We start from the raw sequence: 20,709 nt of genomic DNA, 5'->3' as shown, positions 1-20,709 counted from the left end.
TGAGGAAGGCGCATCAGCGGCGATGAAGACACTCCTTGAAAACACCCAGCGGGCCGTCCACGACTACCTCGCCGTCACCATCGGGAAGGCAGGGAGCTTTTCAGCGCTGCCGCCAACAGCCGCGGCGTCCGCGTAGTCGCGAACCCTTTCCTCCCGTGGCGGCGTAGAGGTCGAAGGAGCGTCGGCTCCATCGACCCCTGCCACGTCAACGTTCGATTGGCGTTCCCACTCAACTGCCGAAAGGCATGTGCCAGCAGTTTGCTGAGTGAGTCCTCTTCCCGGGTATCGGGAAACACGCGGGGCCCGAACGCATCATGCTCCCGGGGATCGACCGCGACCCCAATGACGTCGTGATCCCCCGGGGTGCGGCACGTCATCATGGCTCGTCGGTCTTGGGTGCCTTCCAACACCCTCCCCGTTCGCGCGAGGGTGCGTGCTCCTACAGTAGCCGGGCCAAAGCGCATCAGTTGGCGGACCGGGTCAGGCCGCCATCGCCTAATGGGTGATGATGGGCTCCCGGGGGACGGTGGTAACGAGTTCCGGGAGCCCTTCGGTGACAATTACCTGTTCTCCCAGGGACATGGTCAGGCCGGCCTGCTGGTCAACCAGCATCATGTGCGTGAAGAAGGTCATGTTCGGCTCAATCACGACAGGGTTGTGGGCATAGATCATGGGCTGCTCCATCCACGTGGGCGGCCACACGGCGCCCATCGTGTAGCCGCACGCGGCAAGGGCGCTGTCCTCGAATCCATGCTTGGCAAGGGTCGCGCGATGCGTCTCGTAAACATCCCCGAGCGTATATCCAGGTCGAAGCTTGCCCTGAACAGCCTCCAGGGCATCCCGGCAGGCCTCGTGCATTCTTAGATGGCGTGGGTCGATGTCGGGTCCTGTCAGCACGACGAACATGTCCACGGCGTGATAGTGGCGGTATCCGGCTCCGAGTTCGAACGTCACCTGGTCGTTTTGGCCGATCTTTTTCCGGCCTGTCGTGTAGCGGCCGTTCAGTGCGGACGCGCCGGCGCCGATCGGGCTCCGGTGCGCCGGCGGGTCACCGTCTTCTGAAAAGACTTTGCCCCACAGCTTGCCCATGAGATCGCCTTCGAAGACGCCGGGGCGCACCCCGGCGATCGCTATATCCCTGCAGGAATCGACGATCTGTCCCGCCCGACGGATGTAGTCCAGCTCCCTGGCGCTTTTCACCAATCGAAGCTGCTGGACCAGGCCTGAGGCGTTGACGAGCTGGCACCAACCATCAAGCTCAGCTTCGATTTGCTGGTGCAGCTTCGGCGTCAGACCCATGGTGTCCAGCTGTATCCCTACACGTTTTCCCGCCATGCCGTGGCTCGCCAGCGTATCTTTGATTACTTTGCTGACCGGGTTGTTCTCGTCATCGCGCCACACCCGGACATCCTCGCAAATGGAGGAGTAACGCACATTCGCCAGGTCCACGACCCGACTGATATGAGTCAGGCGTCCGTCCCGGTTCAAGAACATGGCGTGGAAAATGCAAAAACCGTCGGTGTCCAAGCCACAGAGCCAGTACATGTCTTCGATCTTGAACAACAAAATTCCGTCAAGGTCCGACTCTGCCAGTGCCGCCACTGCGGCCGCCTGGCGGCGGCTGAACTCCTCAAGGCTGAAATGTTGGTTATGAGGTGCCATATGAATCCTCCATTTGCTAATGCGAGCGTAGGGTCAAACAAGTTTGATCGGGTGGTGGCCACCATGAGCGCCGCGAGAGAGCCGTACACCGGGATCTCAGGGACGTTCCGACGGTCTGTCGAAGCTCGAGCTGGACGACGATGTCGGTTATAAACAATGTCGCTGACAAAGGGTGTGCAAGTGTCCGATGAGGTGCGCCGCCCCGACGGGGCCGCCTCAGACGGTTAATGATTAAGCGCTGGCCCCTTCGACTTTTTCGGTGAATCCGTGTTCCTGTTCCTTCACCAAAAAATCGTACGAGCGGCTGCCAATGCCCACGACGGCAGCAACGACGCCTATCACGCACATCACTGCAAGGTAGATGGCCGGTGCGATGAGGCTCCCGCTAGCGGTGAGCCAGGTTGCCAGCAGGGGCGCGGTGCCGCCGAAGATGCCGTAGGCCACGTTGTAGGACAGCGCCCCGGCCGTGCCGCGGACCCGTGCAGGGAACAACTGCACACACGCCAGGCCAGTGATGACTGCATTGGCTCCAAGGCACACAGCGAAGACGGCGACAATGAGGCAGGCAAGGACAAAGTCGACGCTCTGGAACAAGAGGAACGCGGGGATAGCCCAGATAGCCATGACGGCCATGGAGGTGACGGCGACCCGCTTCATTCCGAGCCGGTCGATGACGGGTCCGGCCAGGAGGTTCACCACCAACGCAACCATTGAGGTCACCACGCCTGTGAGGAGCGATTGGGTCGGAGTGAAGTGCCGCGAGCTGGTCAGGAAGGAGATCAGGAAGGTGACGCTGAGGAAGTAGCCGAGCGAGCACGCCGTGGCCCATCCAACCATGATCAGCATGCTCTTCTTCGCGATCCTGAAAGCCTGCCTCAGCGGTGCCGGCTCGACTTCACCGGCGCTGAGCATCGCCGCAAAAACAGGGGAGTCCTCGACCCGAAGACGAAGATAGAGGCCGATCACCGCCAACGGTGCCGCCGCGAGGAAAGGTATCCGCCAGCCCCACGACAGCAGCTGATCTGACGTCGTCGTTGAAGTCATCAAAATGCACACCAGGGACCCCAGTGCGAATCCTGCATACGATCCTGCTACCGCAACGCCTGAGTAGCGTCCTCGCTTTTCAAGCGGCGCGTGTTCAACAACATAGGTCAGCGCCGAAGTGTACTCACCGCCTGCAGCCAGACCCTGGACGAGCCGGCACAGCAGAAGCAGCGCCGGCGCCACGATACCCACTGCGCCGTATCCGGGCAGCACGCCCATGGCGATGGTTGCGGCGCTGATGAGGCCGACCGAGGCGATGAGCGACTTCCTGCGCCCGATCTTGTCTGTCAGGCGGCCGAAGACAATGGCGCCTACCGGCCTGGAGAGGAAGCCCACGGCGAATACCGCGAACGTCGAAAGCAGGGCGGCGGTGGGGTCGGTTTTGGGGAAAAACAGTGCGGCGATCGTGGTGGCGAAGTAGCCGTACAACACGAAGTCGTACCACTCCACAACATTGCCGATGGTACCGGCGAACAACGCCTGCCCTCGTGTGCGGGCATCCATGGGTCCTCCTGTAAGCAAAGGGACGGTTCGAGCCTCTGTTCAGGCGATGGTCACGAGCTGAGTACCTATCTGCCGCTCTCCTCTGATTGATGAGTCATGGCGGCTTCCAAAGCCCAGAGATCGCAAAGCACCGAACCACCCATGCAGGGATGTGTTGCGGGCGCACTGATCCAGACGGACTTCTTTTCACATCTTGCCGCACCTGTTTATGGGCACCCGTGAAAGGCCTGGGTGGTGAAATCGCAACCCGTTCCAATGTGGTCTGAGGCACAGTAGTATTTTACAACACAAGCTAGAATACTAGGTGGCACATGTCAAGGATGTGTGCCATCCTTGGCTCAGCAGGCCACGATATTTCCGTCCAAGGCTCCTGATCAATGGTCAACGCGGTTCAGCCCGAAGAAGACCAGCGGATCTCGGGGGTGACGGCGTGAAACGGACGGGTCTGCTTCTTGGCGGGGAGGTTTGCTGAACCGGATCTCCGTGGTCCGGGCGAGGTGCATTGCTTTTCCTACCCGGAGGCAATCTTGAAATTGACTGCAATGCGGCGTCGTTGCAAGTTTGGGAAAGGATTCTGATGTCCCGTAGAACGATGGGTGTCTCTGCCCACCGCCCGCCGGCCTCCGCGCCGGGGCAGGCGTCCGGAGAAGAGAACCTCGCGCGCGACCTCGCCGCTGTTTTGGGCAACGAGGCCGTGACCACACGGCCGCTGGACCTATACGCAAACGCCCACGACGCTTCACCGTATCTTCTGATCCCGAGCGTTGTCGCCTCGCCTGGCTCCGCGGACGACGTCGCAGCCATGCTCGGCGTCTGTGCACGCCACGAAACGCCTCTGACGTTCCGCTCCGGAGGGACAAGTTTGTCCGGGCAAGCAGTGTCCTCGGGTGTCCTGGCCGATACGCGCCGAAAATTTGGGGCGATTGACGTAATGGACAACGGAGCGTCGGTGCGTGTTCAACCTGGAGCGACCGTCCGTGCGGTCAACCAGAGGCTTGCGCGCTACCGCCGCGCGCTCGGCCCCGACCCGGCGAGTGAAATCGCCTGCACGATCGGCGGAGTCATCGCCAATAATTCATCAGGCATGCACTGCGGCACCGAGGCCAACACGTACCGGACCCTGCGGTCCATACGGTTCGTCCTGCCCTCCGGGACAATCATCGACACGGGGGTTCCGGGCGCCTCGGCTGAATTCTCCGCCCGTGAGCCGGCTCTCTATCAGGGCCTGCTGCGCCTGCGACGCCGTATCCATGCCTCAACGGTCTCCGTGGAACGCATCCGCCAACAGTTCTCAATGAAGAACACCATGGGCTACGGCCTGAATGCCTTCCTTGACTACGAGGATCCCCTCGATATCTTTATGCATCTCTTGGTAGGTTCCGAGGGCACCTTGGCCTTCGTCGCCGAAGCCGTCTTTGACACGGTTGAAGTGAAGCCCCAAATCTCCACAGGACTTCTGGTCTTTTCCAGCGTGCACGCAGCAGCAACTGCGGTGCCCGAACTTGTGAAAGCCGGTGCTTTGACGGCTGAGCTCATGGACGCCACATCCCTTCGGGTTGCATCCGGCTTGTCCGGATGCCCCGAACAGATCCGGACCCTGGACCTGCCTGACCCGGCGGCGCTGCTCGTGGAATTCGCCGCAAACAAACCTGAGGAACTCAACGGCACGGTTCACGAGGCGGAGAAACTCTTCGCGGAGCTGGGACTGGCCCTGCCGGTAGCGATGACTCAGGATTCGCGCGAGAGGGCAGCCCTATGGAAGGTACGCAAGGGCCTGTACTCGGCAGTGGCCAGCGCCAGGCCCTCGGGCACCAGCCAACTGCTCGAAGACATTGCCGTTCCCGTCCCAGCCCTGGCCAGCACATGCAAGGACCTGGCCCGGCTCCTCGCCGAGCACGGATACCGGGATTCAGTGATTTTCGGCCACGCGAAGGACGGAAATCTTCACTTCATGCTGAATGAGGCCTTTGGCGGTGACCAGGATACCCGTCGCTGGGAAAACTTTACCGAAGACCTCGTTGACCTGGTCCTGGGAGCAGCGGGAACGCTCAAAGCCGAGCACGGAACCGGGCGCATCATGGCCCCCTACGTGAGCCGCCAGTATGGGCCCGAACTCTACGGAATCATGTGTGAACTCAAGGATCTCGCTGACCCGCAAGGGATTCTGAACCCTGGAGCCGTTCTGTCTGACGACCCACGGTCCTACCTGAAGAACCTCAAAGAGACCGCAACTGTCGAGGAAGAGGTCGACCGGTGCGTGGAGTGCGGCTACTGCGAACCCGTGTGCCCCTCGCGGAAGCTCACACTCACCCCCCGGCAACGCATCACCCTGCGCCGCGATGCCGAAGTCGCCAAATCCAAAGGCGACCACGAGCTGGCACGCCGGATTCTCGAAGGCTATGACTACGACGGCGTATCAACCTGTGCCGTCGACGGCATGTGCGGAACCGCCTGCCCGGTTGGCATCAACACCGGCGACTTGGTCCGGAGGCTACGGGCAGAAACGGCAGGGAAGGCCGAGTCCGCAGCCTGGTCCGGTGCAGCACATGCATGGGATCCCGCGTCCCGTATCGGGGGAGTGGCGATGACTGTCGCCAAGGCCCTCCCCGGCCCATCTGAAGCAATTACCAACGTGGCCCGGAAATTCATCGGTCATGCTTTTCCCGCCTACGATTCTTCCCTTCCGGCCGGCGGATCCAAGCGGCCCGTACGTCGCGACACGGACGCCGACGCTGTGCTTTTCGCGGCCTGCATCGGAACCATGTTCGGCCCGGAAGACCGCCAAGGATCAGCAGGCGTATCGCACGCTTTCGTCGAAATCTGCGACCGTGCCGGAATCGGCCTCCGTACACCGGAGAAGCTCGCTTCGATGTGCTGTGGCACTCCCTGGAAGTCAAAAGGAATGACTGCCGGCTGGGAACACATGCGGGGCATCGTCGTACCTGCGCTGCTGGAGGCCAGCGAAGGCGGCCGGCTGCCAATCATCGTAGATGCCTCATCCTGCGCCGAAGGCCTGGAAGTCATGCTGCGATCGGCTGCTGAAAAGTCAGACCTCCGGGTTATCGACGCCATCGAATTCACCGTGGACCTCCTGCCAAAGCTGCAAGTACAGCAGCGCATCTCCTCAGTCGCGCTCCACCCGACCTGCTCCAGCACCATCGCCGGAACAGCCAACCATCTGGTCACGATCGCAGAGCACTTCTCTGACGAGGTGTTCACCCCGATCGAAGCTGGCTGCTGCGCCTTCGCCGGAGACCGCGGACTGCTGCATCCGGAACTTACAGCCTCGGCCACGGCGCCGGAGGCTGCCGGCATCGCACAAGCCGAACAGGCCCGCGGCGACCGATTTGCCGGGTACGCCTCCTCAAACCGGACCTGTGAAATAGGGCTGACCCGCGCAACCGGCCGACCGTACCAACACATCCTGGAACTGCTGGCTGCAGCCACCCGGCCGTAAGGGCCCGGCGGCACCGGAGGTAACGGGGTCAATGCAGCCAGGAATCGCGGGACTATTCGGGGGCCTTGGGTGCAGGCCATGGACGAGTCCGTTCCCGCTCCTCACGATGTTCGTGAACAAGCTTCAGGATTTTCATCATGCCCACCTCCCGGGCTTCTTCTGCGAGGGATACCCGATCCCGTTGATCCCCAATTGATCCCTACTTTCCCTAAAGCTGAAAACCTATGAGATCACATGTCAAGGTTTGTAGGATAGGATGGGAGAATGCGGAGGCCCGGGGACGATCAGGAGGACGGCAATGAGTAGCTGGAGGGAACAACTGGCGTTCGGCCGATTGGAAATCGCCGAACGTGGGGAAGAAATCGGCGATCGGCTTCGCCATGCGATCGAGCTGGGATTGCTCGAAGACGGCGAACAACTGCCCAGTGAAAGTGATCTGGCAGCCATGATGGGTGTCTCCACACAGACGCTTCGCACCGCTTTGGCTGATCTTCGACATCAGGGGTTCATTGAGACACGTCGCGGCCGGGGAGGGGGAAGCTTCGTCAAGGCAAACGGCAGGAACCCGCAACGCGCCCACAGGGAAAGGCTCCATTCCTATTCCCTTGAGGATCTACGCGATCTGCGTGAGTATCGCGCCGCATTGACAGGCGCAGCGGCCGCCGCCGCGGCTACCAGAGCCCGGCAAATACCCTTGGAGAGACTAGCTGCCCTGGCTGGGATAGTCGAGGAAGTAGTCGAGCCGGCCGACGTAACGAGAGCAGACAGCCGCTTCCACATTGAACTCGCATCTGCGTCAAGCTCAGTACGCCTCACCCGTCAGGAGGTCGCCCTCCAGGCCGAAGTCGGGGCGCTGTTGTGGTCACCTTCGACAAGCGCTGGTCATCTGGTCGCTCAAGAACACGTCGCGATCGTCGAAGCCATACGCGTCGGCGATGCCGGCAGGGCCCGCATCCTAGCCGAAGAGCACGTTCGCCATGACATGAATCGGCTCATCGATCAACGGATGGCTCTTGACCTTGCAGGTCCGATTGCTGCTACCGAAACGGATCGGGCCATTCAAAGCATCGACGCGCTGACAGAGAGAATAACGGTCACCGCCAGCTCGGCTCTCCAGGTTGTTCAGGACACCGTTTCCGATCTTCTGGACGAGCCAGGCGCCGGGTCCGATGCCCTTGGCGAACTGGATAGTGTCCTGCGCCGGACCCTGGGGGAGGCCTCGCATACCTTGAACGGTTTAGGCATCTTTTTGACCGATCCATCGTTTTTCGGAGAGGCAGGCTTCGTTTGGTACTACAAGCCGCTCGGTATGGAAACGCCCCAGCGCGTGTACCAGGATCTGCAGTACTACGATTTCCGCGCAACCGCATGGTGGCCCGAGGATGAAAGTACCGGTCTCCACACAAGCCATGCATATGTCGACGCCAACGGCCACGCCTACATCATCGATTTCACCAAACGAGTAACAACTCCCGACGGCCGGCTGATCGGCGTAGCGGGTGCAGATGTCTTGGTAAGCCACTTGCAAACGGCCTTTGCACCGCTGCTGGCACCGCTCCCACAGGGATCATCGATCATTGACCGGAACGGCGTCGTCATCGCCACCAACTCCGGCCGCATGGTCGGCGGGGCATATCCCCCGGCCGAGTCAGCAGACGACAAATCCGGACCCACTCCGGCTCCGTGGCGCCTGCATCTTGTCTAACATGCGCCGGTGACATTCGAAGCCGGGGGCGATGCAAAGCCATTGCCGCGGCTTGCCCGGCACGGGATTACACTCGTCCGCAATTGGTCCACCCTTACTGGATGCGGCCGAAGTCATCGACGCTACCTGGATAGGTCTCAGTCTCATCGAAGTAAAGCCCCGCCCATGGACTGCAGCTCCACGGACCCCGGCTCAAGCCGTCCTCGAACGGAAGCGGCCGCCGTCGCCGAGGTGGAGGCACCAGCAAAGGATCCATGCGATGACCAAAAACGCCGGCGAGAAGCAGGCTGTACGCAGTGCTCATCATGTCCGTCCTTAAGAAATGCACGCGGGGGATCCTGGCTGGACCCACCGAAGCCGCTACAATCTCCTTCTAAGTTTAAACATATGAAACCGAATGTCAATGGTATTGTTGTGTGAGATTGAGCTTCGGCCTCTTGGACGCCTCCGTCAATCGGCGGCTGCTCGGCATGGCCGCCAAAGCGGCACTGGCAAAAGTTCAGTCAGTACAGAGAGAAGAATGCCCATGAGAATTGTCATTGCACCGGACTCGTTTAAAGGCACGGTCGCGGCCCACGATGTTGCCTTGGCGATCCGTGACGGCTGGTGGGAGGTCCGTCCGGGAGATTCCATGGATCTGATTCCCTTCGCAGATGGAGGGGAGGGCACGCTGACGGCGCTTGCGGGCGCAGAACCGCGGGCGATCTTCCATAACGTGACGCTCCGCGGACCGGCAGACCGGGAGGTACACGCCAACTGGGTCGAGCTTCCCGGCAAACGCGGGGTGGTGGAGCTCGCCAACACCAGCGGCATCGAATTGCTCGACGCTTTGCGGCCAGGGAACGCGCACACTTGGGGTTTCGGCCAAGCCATAGCGGATGCACTGGACCATGGAATGGAGTCGCTCACCCTGGCCATTGGGAGCAGTTGCTCCACGGATGCCGGGACCGGGATGCTGCGCGCGCTGGGTGCGGGCCTGTTTAACGCGTCGGGAGAACCCTTGCCCCTGGGCGGGGCTGCACTCACCGATCTGTCATCTTTAGACCTTGGTAGTCTGTCTCCGCTGCCGCCCGGGGGTGTAATGGTTTGTTGTGACGTCGATGCACCTCTGCTTGGTCCCCGTGGAGCGGCAGCAGTGTTCGGACCACAGAAGGGAATCCGTGCGTCAGAGGTGGAAAGCTACGAGTCTGCCTTGGCGCACTTTGCCTCGTTCCTTCCAACCGTCGATATGGAGGCAGCGGGATCCGGAGCTGCGGGAGGAACGGGCTTCGGCCTGCTCGTTTGGGGTGCAGCGCTCGTCCCCGGTGCGGTTGCGGTCGCCGAGGCTCTCAACGCCGATGAACGCATTCGCGCAGCAGACCTTGTGATTACCGGTGAAGGCCGGTACGACGGACAGTCCGATATGGGCAAAGCGCCGGCGCTCGTGCACACCATTGCGGGCCGGCACCGCAGACCAACCGCTTTGGTCGCCGGGACCATAGCATCCGTACCGGACCGCTGGGGGCATGCTCTATCGCTTGCGGATCTGGCCGGCTCCGTCGATTCCGCGATGACGCAACCATCTCACTGGCTCCGCGAAGCGGGACGACAGTTGGCTACCGCCATCACAATGTCATCAGTCTCGTCGGACACGGACACGGCGTTGAACCGGTCGGAAGGCGGGGAGTAGGAAGCAGCGCCAGAGCGGCGCCGTTGGAATAAAAAGGGCATCGAGAGAGACTTCGGGGTCCAGTCGCCGGGCACTGCCCCGCCGCACGGCGCGTCCCCTGAATGTTCTGCTCTCCGGCACCGGCCGCAGGCAGCCTCGATTCAGGTTCAACGCTTTGGGTGGCAGGGTGCTGGGCGGGCTTAAGGCCAGGAAGTTCCAGACCGTGACTGCCGTCCCGCAGGTGCGATAGGCCTGATTCCGGATCACAACGAAGCCGAGGACCACTGGGACACCGGAGGCATCCGGTGGTGCTCCGCACTTATGAGGTCCAGTGCTCCTATAGCTGTCCTGAGCCGCCGAGTTTGCAGGGTAAAGGATTGTTCATGCGATTATGGCTCGCGGACTGGCCGCAAAGGGCGCGGCATTCAGTACTAGCGACGGGTTGCAAACCAGGTTGGGCGTCCCACAAGGGCCCAGTACTCCTATAGCTGTCCCGAGCCGCCAAGTTTGCAGGGTAAAGGATTGTTCATGCGATTGTGGCTTACGGACTCCCGCGAAAGGCCTGGCGTTTGGTTACTCGCGATGGGGTCGCCGACCGGGTTGGGGGTCTCGCCGGTCTTGGTTTGCCACACATACGGCCGAGCTGCTGTGGCAGATTGGGGAGGGTTGGTTTAGGACTTGGCTGCCGGGTAGGCGGCCATCAGCCCGGCTGACGCAATCCAGGCCAAGCCAAGGCCGGCAATGGTGAGGGTGCCGCCGAGGCCGGTGGCAGCCCCGGCCAGGGCTGCGCCGGCGGCTGCTGCCGTGACTCGGAGTCCGGCGCCGACAGTGAAAACCTGGGACCTCAGCCCGGTCGGGCTGTGGTGACTGCGGAGGAACAGCATCGCGGCGGCTGTTGAAGCTGTGAAGACCCCTGACAGGCCAACGACCGCAACCGTCCATAGCAGTCCAAGATCGACCGCAGCGGCGATCGTGAGCATTCCCGTCGCGAAAAAGCCTGTCATCATGACGATGTGCGGCCGGGCGCGGGTTGGTCGGATTGTCTCGCAGAGGGCGCCGAGCAGGCTGCCGGCTGCGAAGGCCGTGACTAAAACTGCGCCGTCCCGTGGCGATCCGATCCGCTCGATCGACAATGCAACCGCCGCTACGGCAAGCCCGCCCTGGCCGAGCTGGCTGAGCGTTGACGCAGCCGTGACCACGGCGATGGGGCGGTGACCGAGCAGATGGCGGAGGCCGGCGGCGATTGACTGCCACACCGAGACTCCAGCGACTGTGTGTGGGGGAAGCTGGTTGACCAGTGTGCTCACCGCGCCCAAGGCTGAAACCGCGGAGAGTGCCCAAAGAGTCACGTTAGCTGGGAAGATCGTTGACGAAACTGCTACCGATGCGGGTCCGGCGACGGCGGAGACGTTGTAGGACAGGGCGTCGTAGGCGAAAGCACGCCGTCCGCCGGGGATCGCATCAGCCACAAAGCTGGACAGCCCGCCCACGTAGAAGGGTGACGCAGCTCCGGCGATGGCCAGAGAAACGAAGACGGCCGGAAGTGGCACTTGACCAAGGAACCCGGCCATGGCGAGGGCTCCGGCTGTCAGCAACCCGGAAACGGCGATAAGGAAACTCGGGCGGCGGACTCGGTCCAGGGCAACGCCGGCAATGGGTGCACCGAGCACGCTCGGGCCCAGGAAAGCAGCAATCAACGCGCCTCCAACGGCCACATCGTTCATTTGCTGCACGGCCAGAATCGGCAAAGCCACAGCGGCGCCGGCCGAGGCCAGGCGTGGAGGCACTGACGCCCAAAGGTATCCGATCCTGCTCATTGCCGGGTAGGGACTACCTTTCGATCGTGGACCTACTTCTGGAATCGGCGTTCAGTTTCAGAGCCGCCTCGGTCGTTGCGATGCGCTCCACCGCGCGGTCTGCCCATCCGGGCCCGCCGTCTCGGTCAACGCGATGTCAGTGATTGCGCGGGATCGAGGTAACCAGGCGGCCGCCGACGACGGTGTGGGTGACGCTGGGAACGTCATGGACGGGGTGGACGAGGATGAGGTCGGCCAGGGACCCGGGAGTAATTGTTCCGCGGTCGGTCAGTCCGAGAATGCCGGCGGGGTTCGTTGTCATGAGCGCGACCGCCGTTGGCAGGGTACATATCCCGCGCTCGACCAAGGTGAAGGCGGCGCGCAGAAGCGCCGCGGGCGCGTAATCGGAGCACACCACCGACGCCGTGCCCGTGCGGATGGCGTCGGCGGCGGCGAGACGATCGACATGTGAGCCGCCACGCAGGATGTTGGGGGCGCCAACGATAGCCGCAAGTCCGAGTGCTTGCACGGCGGTGGCCGCCTCAAGCGTGACGGGAAACTCGAAGATGCCCGCGCCAAGGCGCGCCATGGCGTGTACGGATTCCGCGGTGGGGTCGTCGTGGGAGGCCACAGGAACGGCGCGGATGGCCGCCTGTCGCGCCAACTGTTGAACCCCCGCGCCGGTTTTAGCGCGCGAGACTCCGCCCTCGCCGGCGACGGTCGCCTCAGGGGTGTGGTCCATGAAGGAGATCAGGTCGACGTCGCCCTCGTGCAGCAAACGGTGCGCTGATTCCAGGGAGCGCGGTTGGGTGACTTCGGCTCGCAGGTGGAGCGCGTGGCGGACAAGGGCATTCGGCCGCAGTCCCCGGATGGTCGCCCATTGACGGTGTGCGCGCTCGATCGAGCGGGATCCTTCGAGTTCGATGAAGGCCACTCCGTGTACGGCTGTGGTGATGCCGGAGAGTGCGAAGAGTCTGTCGGTTTCCACGAAGGCCAGATCGCCATCGAACTCGGCTGTCGGTCTGGGCTGCCATTGGCGCTCGATGGCGTCCGAGTGCAGGTCGATGAGTCCGGGGAGGACGTAGCCTCCTTCGGCGTCAAGGCGGTTGCCGTCAGTACGGAGGCCGGTCGTAATGGAGGAGATGAGACCGTTGTCGATCTCGATCGAGCCGTTGATTACCCGATCGCCCAGGACGATCCTGGCGTTGTCGATGCCCGTAAGGGTTTGGTTCCGGGCAGGGTGGGTGTCGGCAGGTTGGGTGGAGTCGAAGAGCTGTTTCATTGCTGTCCTTCACGTTGGTGGATGGCACCGAATTCGAAGCAGTAGCGGATGATGTCCGGTCGGCTCCAGCTCACTCCGTATTCGATCTTGCGTTGTGTGGCGGCGTCGATGACGCATCCTTCGCTGCGCCAGACAGGCGGCCGGCCTTCAACCTTGAGCAGCGCGGCGACCTCGCCGGAAGGTATCTCCAGCGTTGCCGCGTTCCAGAGGCGGGTCGGCGTGCATCCGAGGGCGCGCAAGGTTTCATAGAGCGATCCGCCGAAGGCGACCCGGTCGTAAAGATCGGGTGCGATGATGGCCGGTATGTGCGTGGTGGTCAACGCGGCCACCAGTCCGTCGACGTAGCCAAGGCGCACGAGCCGGATGACCTTGGACGCAACGGACAGGCCAAGGTGTGCGCGGACATCGGCGGGCGCTCTGATGGCCTCCAGGCTGAGGATCCTGGTTTCCGGGACGCCGCCGGCCCTGCGGATGGTTGCGCTCCAACTGGGCGGGCTTTCCCCGTTGAGGATGAAGTCGATTTGCCGGGAAACGAAGGTTCCGGCGCCGCGTACACGTCGCACCAGGTGGCGACGTTCAAGCTCCTGAAGGGCGGCCCGCGCGGTGACCCTGCTGATCCCGTGCTGTTCAGCGAGCTCGTGTTCGGACGGTAGCCGGTCCCCGGGCGGGACGCCGGCAATGAGTTCCTGCAGTTCGTCGGCGACGGCCACGTACGTCGCCAACGTGCCCTTTCCGGTCTCGGTCGGGTCGGAGTAGGCCTGGTGATGCGGAGCGTCGGATGTGGTCACAAGTTCCAACACTAGCCCAATCCCGGTTAACGGAAGGTGGACAATCGGGAAATGATTTCCTCAGTTGTTAAGACAACCCTGGAACCCATTCATGCGTTCAAATAGCAAGAGAAATGGCTTATTTATCGGCTTTTCTGGCTCTCAACAGTCCGCTCGCCGATGAACCCCGGGTGAATTAAGTTCTGAGAACTTGATAAGACATCTCGTCGGCTGGTTGGCTTTGAGTCATGAATCGAGAACGCCGCTGTGAGATGTTGTCTGTTGCGCCCCGGGATGCGCTGGTATCGCTGGCCGAGCGATGTTTGGCCGCCCACAAGACGATCGCGACACCGCGCCCGACCCGTTCGGGTCTGGTGCAGCTTCAGCTTCGGGACCCCCTCACCGGTGAGCCGTTTTACCTCGGCGAGGTACTGGCCTCGGAAGCATGGGCGAACCTTGACGGCGTTGATGGTTGGGCAATGCGGCTGGGCGCGGACCGGCTCGCAGCGCTGGCCGCCGCGGTCTGCGACGCCGAAGCCGAAGCCTCTGGGCCGCTCGGTGAAGAGGTTGCCCGGCTGTGCACCGGCACTGCAGCTGACCTTGTCAAACAGGACGCGGCCCTGGAAGCACAGCTCCAGCTCACGGACATCCGATCCTCATGACCATCTACCCTCCCCCCGCCGTGCCGCCATGTCTTCAGGACGATGCGCTGACCGGCGAGATTTTCCGGGTACTTTTATCGGCGCTGGCTGAACCGGGCGAGCTTCTCGCCCTTCCTCCGGCAACGACGAACTCGCCGGAAGATCCGGCCTTCGTCGCGGCCCTGTCACTGGCCCATCACGAGACGGCCGTCGCAGTCCTCGGAGCCTCGGGCGTCCTCGATGCTTCCAGTGCCGACATCGTGGTCTGCGGCACAGGCACCCCGCCAGGTGTGCTGGCCACCGTGCGCACCGGCACGCCCACCGCGCCTGAGGGGGCGGCCAAGGTCTTCGCCGGGTGCGCTCGGCTGGATGCCCCGGCTGAACCGCCGGCCGTGATGGATGGTCTCTGCTTGACTCTGACCGGCCCTGGCATCCAGGGCGAGCGACGGCTCGTCGTCGGCGGCTGGACCCGGGAGAACCTCGAAGTCCGGAATGTGGCCTGCGGGAACCCGCCGACGGGCTTCGATCTGTGGCTGGTCGATGCGGCCGGGCGGGTCTGCGGCATCCCTCGCTCGACCAAGGTGACAGTACACGAAAGCAGGACCCCATGACCGCCGGCGGATTCCCCGGAGAAAATGGCGACGCCGCGCAGCCGAGCCTGCGCGCGATCGCGGAAGCCGAGCAACTACAGCGGCGATCGCTCGCCGACTCCCCGGCTCCGGCTCTCGGACTGGACCAGATCACCGACCGCTTGCGGCGGGCCGTCGATCGTGCGATCAGCGAGGGAAGCCTGTGGGCACCTGAACTGGCGGCCCGGGCCATCCGGCAGACTGAGGGCGACAGCGTGGAGGCCGCTCAGTTGCTGCGAACCCACCGGCTAAGCCTGCCGCGCCTGGCCGAAAGCCTGCCCGCGGACACCGACCGGATGCGGCTGCTGCGCCGGATCGTACCGGCGCAGCAGTACCCCGTCGGCGGCTTCGAGCGGCTCGGCGCGTCAACGGACTACACCGCGCACCTGCTGGAGCTTGCAGACCGCGACGAGACGGCCGACTCCGGCAGAGCAACGGCAAGGAACGCGCCGGACGAATCAGGCCGTCCAGGCGGCGCCGGTGATGCCCCGGCGCGGCTGACCGCGCTGTTGCGGCATGAGCAGTTGCTCGACGGGCCCACCCGATCCGACAGACCACGGCCACATGACCTCGACCGCGAACCCCGGTCCGCGACGTTGCCCCGGTCCGGACGACTCGCAGCCCTGGCACGTGCGGATACGACCGCGGCCGCCTGCCTTGCCTATACGAGCACCTACTCGGAGGATCACGCCGCACACTATCCAACACTGGTCGAACTACGCCACGGTGTCCTGCCTGTGACCCTCACCCACCCGTTGACCGGGCAACCGGTGAACGTCGGATCGGTGCGGGTGACCGAAGCCGAGGTCGTCGGCGAGACCACGCGACCCGGGGCGCGGGGGGCGTTCGACGCCGGCTACGGGGCCTGCTTCGGGCACAACGAACCAAAGGCCATTGCGATGGCCCTGCTCGACCTGGCGGTCGAGCGGGAAGGCCCGGCCAGCGCCGTCGCGCGAGCCGTGACCGGCGGCCTTGACGGACTGGAGGCCGTGGGCCTTCTGGCGAGCCTGAAGCTGCCGCGCCATGTGAGCTTCGAGGCCAAGATGGCCCGTGCCGCCTCCCTCAGACGGCCCCCTGCCGCCCACCAAGATCAGGAGAGTGAATCATGACCGGTCCGATTCCTGAACTCAGCCGCATGCTGACCCAGGCCTTCCCCGGCCCCGGGAGCGCCTCGCCCGGCTTTGCGTTCCTCGACGAGGAGACAAAGCGCCGGCTGCGGTGCGCTCTGCTTACCGCGGTCGCCGTTCCGGGCTACCAGGTGCCGTTCGGATCCTCCGAAATGCCCGTACCCCGGGGGTGGGGCACCGGCGGCCTCCAGGTCAGCCTGGCGTCGCTGGTCGCCACCGACATCATCAAAGTCATCGACCAGGGCGACGACGAGTCGGTGAACGCGACCAGCCTGCGCCGGTTCATCGCCGACGTCACCGACATCAAGACCACCACCGATACCAGGCAGGCCACCGTCATCCAATCCCGCCATCGCATCCCGGAGACCCGGTTGCGCCCGGATCAGCTGCTCATCCTTCAGGTTCCCGAGCCCGAACCGCTACGGGCAGTTACCGGCGATCCTGAGGAACGTACGCGCATGCACGCCGAGTCTGACTACACGGACGCGTGGGTGAGCCTGTACGAGGACCAGATTCGAGACGGCCAGGTCAGCCGGGCGGTCGGTCATCCCTGCGTGGTTGCCGGCCGCTACGTCATCGCCCCCTCGCCCATCCCGCGCTGGGACATCCCCAAGCTGGACCGCTCGGATCATCTCACCCTGTTCGGCGCCGGCCGGGAAGGGCGGGTGTACGCCATCCCTCCCCACACCACGGTCGAGCCGCTGACCTTCGAGGATCGATCCTTCGACTCCAGCCAACCTCCTGGACGCGTCTGTAGACGTTGCGGCTCGACCGAATCGCTGCAAGTCGGCGGTCCGGTCATCGCCGGAGAGCAATCCTGGCAATGCAGCGATATCGACTGGTGCTCGACCCGCCGGACGGGAGGCCACCGATGAAACAGTGGAGCCTGCGGGTCGAACAGTTGGGCAAGAGCTATCCGCTGCCCCTTGATGCGGCACACCCCGGGGGACCGCGTGAACTCGCCGCCGCCCGCGACGTCAGCTTCGACCTCAGCGAAGGAGAGGCCCTCGGACTCGTCGGTGCTTCCGGGTCGGGTAAATCCAGCGTGATGCGCTGCCTGGCCGGTGACCAGCCCGCGAGCAGCGGGACGGCCTACCTCAGCAGCTTCGACGAAGGCCGCAGGGACATCCTCGGCCTGGACCCGGCTGCACGCCGCGGTCTGCGCCGCGGGCACCTCGCCGTCGTCTACCAGAACCCGGCCGACGGGCTCAATATGTCCCTCACCGCTGGAGCGAACATCGCCCGGCCACTGCTGGCCGCAGGCGAACGCAACTTCGACAGTCTCCGCCGCCAGGTCCGCTCCCTGCTGGCCCGCGTCGACATCGCACCGGACCGTGCCGACGATCCGACCAGCTCGTTCTCGGGGGGCATGCGCCAGCGCGTCCAGTTGGCGGCCGCGCTGGCCAGCGCCCCACGGGTCCTGCTGCTGGACGAACCGACGACCGGACTCGATGCGGCCTCGGCCGCGTCGGTGCTGGATCTGATCCGGGATCTGCTCGACGAGCTCGCGGTGTCCAGCGTCGTGGTGTCCCATGACTTCGCCGTGATCGAGCTGCTGTGCACGCGCACGCTCGTACTCAAGGAAGGTCGCATCATCGAACAAGCATTGACCGATCAGCTGCTGGAAGACCCGCAGGACCCGTACAGCCAAGACCTCGTTGCGGCGGCCCGCGCATGACCGGGCTCGGCCTGCGTATCAGGCATCTGGATAAGTCCTTCACCGTGCACCGGGCCGGACGCACCGTCACCGGGCTGCGTGACGTGTCCCTTGACGTGGGCCCGGGCGAGCACGTGACGCTGCTTGGCCCCAGCGGCTGCGGCAAGTCCACCCTGCTGCGCTGCATCTACGGGACCTACCGGCCGAGTGGGGGCTCGATCCTGCTCGACGATGCGCGCGGACACACCAAAGACCTCGGCGCACTGAGTCCAACACAGCTGGCCGATCTGCGTACCACCGAGCTCGGTTACGTCTCACAGTTCCTCGCCCCCGAGCCGCGCCGCACTCCCTTGGGCATCGTCATCCGCGCCGCGCAATCCCGGGGCGCGACAGCCGCGGAGGCAGCGGACGCCGCCCGGGAGATCCTGGCCCGGCTCGCACTTGACCCAACGATGTGGGAGCTGCCCGCCAGCCTCATCTCGGGCGGAGAAAAGCAACGGGTCAATATCGCCCGCTGCCTGGTGGTTCCCCCGAGGCTGCTTCTCCTGGACGAACCGACAGCATCACTCGACCCGGAAAACACTGCCCGGGTGATGAGCCACATCCGGGGCCTGAGCCGGGCCGGCAGCACCGTCATCTCCGTGCTGCACGACGCGGAACTGGCCTCCGCGGTCGCCGACCGAACCGTCACCCTCCACCGACCCAAGCCAGCAGAAGAGGTCCCCTCATGAGAAGTACCCGAGCAGCTGAGCTGCAGGGGCAGCCCCGCCCGGCCTTAACCGCGGCAGCCGGCATCCCCGGCGCCCCGGGAAGGTATCAGGTGAACGTGTCGTCTGAACAAGGTGCTTTCACCGACCATCCGATCGCGATCGATACCGATCCCATCCAATCCGGCACGGCGGCAGCATCATGAAACCGGGCAGCACGACAACCCTGGCCCACCACCGTCCCAATGACGGCCAACCCGATGGAACGCGGGCAGCGCGCCTGTTGGGCAGGCTGCACCCCCCGGCGCGGTTCGTCCCGGCGCTGCTCGTCAGCCCGGCGGCGCTGTTGCTGGTCGTCTTCGTCGCAGCCCCTGTCCTGATCGTTGTTGTCCTGTCGCTGTTCAACTATGACCTGCTCTCGGGCACCAACAACTTCGCCGGGCTCGGCAACTACATCCGGTTGCTCGCAGATGGCCAACTCCAGGCCGGAATCGCGCACGCCGCGCTGTACTGGCTGATGACTGTTCCCACCATCGTCGTCGTCGGCCTGGCCGCTGCCATCGGGATCAACGGGGTCACTCGCGGAGGTTCCCTCTGGCGCACGGTCTATTTCATGCCCGCCGCCTCAACCCTTGCCGCAATGTCAGTGGTTTGGAGCTGGATGTTCTACCCAAGCACCGGCCTCATCGACGCCACGATCGGACGTCTCACCGGTTGGAACGACTGGCTGGGTTCCACCACCCTCTCGCTCCCGGCGGTGGCCGTGGTCGGCAGCTGGCAGGGCATCGGCTCCTCGATGGTCATGTTTCTTGCCGGCCTGAACAACGTGAACCCCGATCTGCTCGAAGCAGCACGCCTGGACCGTGCCGGAGCCTGGTCGCAGTTCTGGCACGTCACAGTGCCGGCGCTGGGTCCCTCGTTGGTGTTCGCGATCGTCGTCGCGACCCGTAATTCGCTCAGCGTGTTCGACCAGATCCAGGTCATGACGCAAGGCGGACCCGTCCGCTCCAGCACAACCTTGTCGTATCTGATGTGGGAGCGCGCAATTACCTTTGGCGACATCGGAGGGGGCTCCGCAATCAGCCTGGCGTTGCTCGTCATCGTCCTGATCGCGACCTTCGCACAGCTGCGCACCTTTGGTCGTCGCTGGGAAGCAGCAGGCAGCCGATGAGCGCCACGACCACAACCCCGCACCGGCCGGCAACCCTCCACGCCCGAGCAGGAGCAGGCACACCGGCGGCCCGCGGCCATGTGCCGCGACAGATCGCCAGACACGCTTTTCTGGGACTTGGTGCGGTCATCATGCTCGCCCCGTACTACGTCATGCTGCGCTCGGCCTTCACTCCGGAACCCTACATCCTCGACGGCAGCCTCGACCTGTCGCATCTGACCTTCGATAACTTCGACCGCGCATGGGCCGCGGCGCCGTGGGGAGGATACTACCTCTCCAGCATCCTCAGCACCGGACTCATTTTCGCACTACAGGTCCTCACCAGCGTGCCCGCCGGCTATGCCTTGGCCAGACTGCGGTTCACCGGCCGGACCACGGCATTCTGGCTCGTGCTCGCGTGCTTCATCGTGCCAAGCCAGGTCATCGCCATCCCCAACTATGTCGTGCTCTCCCACATCGGGTTGGGCGACACCCTTGCCGGTCTCGTCGTGCCGTTCGCCGTCAGCGCCTTCGGCATATACCTGATGCGCCAATTCATCCTCTCCATACCCCAGAGCCTGTTCGACGCCGCCCGCCTTGACCGTGTCGGCCCGATCGCCATGGTTTGGCGGGTCGTTTTGCCCAACGTCAAACCAGCCATCCTCGCCCTCGGCGTGTTCAGCATCATCGCTCACTGGAACGACCTGTTCTGGCCCAGCGTTATCCTGCGCACCACCACATACGCCACCGTCCCCTACGGCGTCTCCCAGTTCGCTTCCCAGGAATCGGGCTCCGACTTCGGCGCCCAGATGGCGGCCGCGACCCTGGCGACCGCGCCACTGATTGTGGGTTTCCTGTTCTGCCAACGCCACTTCGTCCGCGGTCTTGCCCTCAGCCGTGGGCTTGACTGACCACCCGTCACCACATCGAAAG

General features: G+C 63.9%; 16 protein-coding genes. 11 read left to right on the top strand and 5 right to left on the bottom strand.

Going from position 1 to position 20,709, the window contains the following annotated elements; all coding sequences use genetic code 11:
* Nucleotides 1-495: 495 nt before the first annotated feature.
* Together AC3WJM_RS19150 and AC3WJM_RS19145 are read right to left on the bottom strand one after the other, a co-directional pair.
* A complete protein-coding gene (locus AC3WJM_RS19150) occupies nt 496-1,662 on the bottom strand; it encodes a M24 family metallopeptidase (RefSeq protein ID WP_492272682.1) in 1,167 nt (388 codons plus the stop codon).
* Between the two features lie 231 nt (nt 1,663-1,893).
* Nucleotides 1,894-3,210, bottom strand: coding sequence for an MFS transporter (locus AC3WJM_RS19145; protein WP_492272681.1), 1,317 nt, complete (start codon nt 3,208-3,210; stop codon nt 1,894-1,896).
* A 577-nt stretch (nt 3,211-3,787) separates the two neighbouring features.
* Here AC3WJM_RS19145 and AC3WJM_RS19140 point away from each other — a divergent pair.
* The 3 genes from AC3WJM_RS19140 to AC3WJM_RS19130 all read left to right on the top strand — a co-directional run bounded on the left by AC3WJM_RS19140 (nt 3,788) and on the right by AC3WJM_RS19130 (nt 10,041).
* Complete coding sequence (locus tag AC3WJM_RS19140; RefSeq protein ID WP_492272680.1) at nt 3,788-6,667, top strand: FAD-binding and (Fe-S)-binding domain-containing protein; 2,880 nt, start codon at nt 3,788-3,790, stop codon at nt 6,665-6,667.
* Between the two features lie 298 nt (nt 6,668-6,965).
* Entirely contained in the window at nt 6,966-8,372 is a 1,407-nt protein-coding gene (locus AC3WJM_RS19135) for a GntR family transcriptional regulator (RefSeq protein WP_492272679.1), read from the top strand.
* Nucleotides 8,373-8,898: 526 nt separating this feature from the next.
* Nucleotides 8,899-10,041, top strand: coding sequence for a glycerate kinase (locus AC3WJM_RS19130; protein WP_492272678.1), 1,143 nt, complete (start codon nt 8,899-8,901; stop codon nt 10,039-10,041).
* A gap of 650 nt (nt 10,042-10,691) precedes the next feature.
* Here AC3WJM_RS19130 and AC3WJM_RS19125 read toward each other — a convergent pair.
* From AC3WJM_RS19125 to AC3WJM_RS19115, 3 genes are all read right to left on the bottom strand, one after another.
* Nucleotides 10,692-11,837, bottom strand: a complete 1,146-nt coding sequence (locus AC3WJM_RS19125) for an MFS transporter (protein WP_492272677.1) — start codon at nt 11,835-11,837, stop codon at nt 10,692-10,694.
* A 136-nt stretch (nt 11,838-11,973) separates the two neighbouring features.
* Nucleotides 11,974-13,098 (bottom strand): alpha-D-ribose 1-methylphosphonate 5-triphosphate diphosphatase, encoded by a 1,125-nt coding sequence (locus tag AC3WJM_RS19120; RefSeq protein ID WP_492272676.1) that lies wholly within the window; start codon nt 13,096-13,098, stop codon nt 11,974-11,976.
* Nucleotides 13,095-13,886 (bottom strand): GntR family transcriptional regulator, encoded by a 792-nt coding sequence (locus tag AC3WJM_RS19115; RefSeq protein ID WP_492272675.1) that lies wholly within the window; start codon nt 13,884-13,886, stop codon nt 13,095-13,097. Before AC3WJM_RS19115 ends, AC3WJM_RS19120 begins: the two co-directional genes overlap by 4 nt.
* Nucleotides 13,887-14,113: 227 nt before the next feature.
* On the opposite strand from AC3WJM_RS19115, the gene AC3WJM_RS19110 reads away from it, so the two are divergent.
* The 8 genes from AC3WJM_RS19110 (at nt 14,114) to AC3WJM_RS19075 (ending at nt 20,687) form a co-directional block, all read left to right on the top strand.
* Nucleotides 14,114-14,527, top strand: coding sequence for a phosphonate C-P lyase system protein PhnG (locus tag AC3WJM_RS19110; protein ID WP_492272674.1), 414 nt, complete (start codon nt 14,114-14,116; stop codon nt 14,525-14,527).
* On the top strand, nt 14,524-15,117 hold the full coding sequence (locus AC3WJM_RS19105; RefSeq protein ID WP_492272673.1) for a phosphonate C-P lyase system protein PhnH: 594 nt from the start codon (nt 14,524-14,526) through the stop codon (nt 15,115-15,117). The genes AC3WJM_RS19110 and AC3WJM_RS19105 overlap by 4 nt, the downstream gene beginning before the upstream one ends.
* Entirely contained in the window at nt 15,114-16,244 is a 1,131-nt protein-coding gene (locus tag AC3WJM_RS19100) for a carbon-phosphorus lyase complex subunit PhnI (RefSeq protein WP_492272672.1), read from the top strand. The genes AC3WJM_RS19105 and AC3WJM_RS19100 overlap by 4 nt, the downstream gene beginning before the upstream one ends.
* Nucleotides 16,241-17,137 carry an alpha-D-ribose 1-methylphosphonate 5-phosphate C-P-lyase PhnJ gene (locus AC3WJM_RS19095; RefSeq protein ID WP_492272671.1) on the top strand — a complete coding sequence of 299 codons (897 nt, stop codon included), beginning with the start codon at nt 16,241-16,243 and terminating at the stop codon, nt 17,135-17,137. The genes AC3WJM_RS19100 and AC3WJM_RS19095 overlap by 4 nt, the downstream gene beginning before the upstream one ends.
* Nucleotides 17,134-17,940: an ATP-binding cassette domain-containing protein gene (locus AC3WJM_RS19090; protein ID WP_492272670.1), complete on the top strand. Its 807-nt coding sequence runs from the start codon at nt 17,134-17,136 to the stop codon at nt 17,938-17,940. The genes AC3WJM_RS19095 and AC3WJM_RS19090 overlap by 4 nt, the downstream gene beginning before the upstream one ends.
* Entirely contained in the window at nt 17,937-18,650 is a 714-nt protein-coding gene (locus AC3WJM_RS19085) for an ATP-binding cassette domain-containing protein (RefSeq protein WP_492272669.1), read from the top strand. The genes AC3WJM_RS19090 and AC3WJM_RS19085 overlap by 4 nt, the downstream gene beginning before the upstream one ends.
* Nucleotides 18,651-18,828: 178 nt before the next feature.
* On the top strand, nt 18,829-19,797 hold the full coding sequence (locus tag AC3WJM_RS19080) for a carbohydrate ABC transporter permease (protein ID WP_492272668.1): 969 nt from the start codon (nt 18,829-18,831) through the stop codon (nt 19,795-19,797).
* Nucleotides 19,794-20,687: a carbohydrate ABC transporter permease gene (locus AC3WJM_RS19075; RefSeq protein WP_492272667.1), complete on the top strand. Its 894-nt coding sequence runs from the start codon at nt 19,794-19,796 to the stop codon at nt 20,685-20,687. The genes AC3WJM_RS19080 and AC3WJM_RS19075 overlap by 4 nt, the downstream gene beginning before the upstream one ends.
* Nucleotides 20,688-20,709 lie beyond the last annotated feature (22 nt).

This window comes from Arthrobacter sp. FW306-1B-G06A, from assembly GCF_058781765.1.
This window is presented reverse-complemented; position numbering and strand designations above follow the sequence as displayed.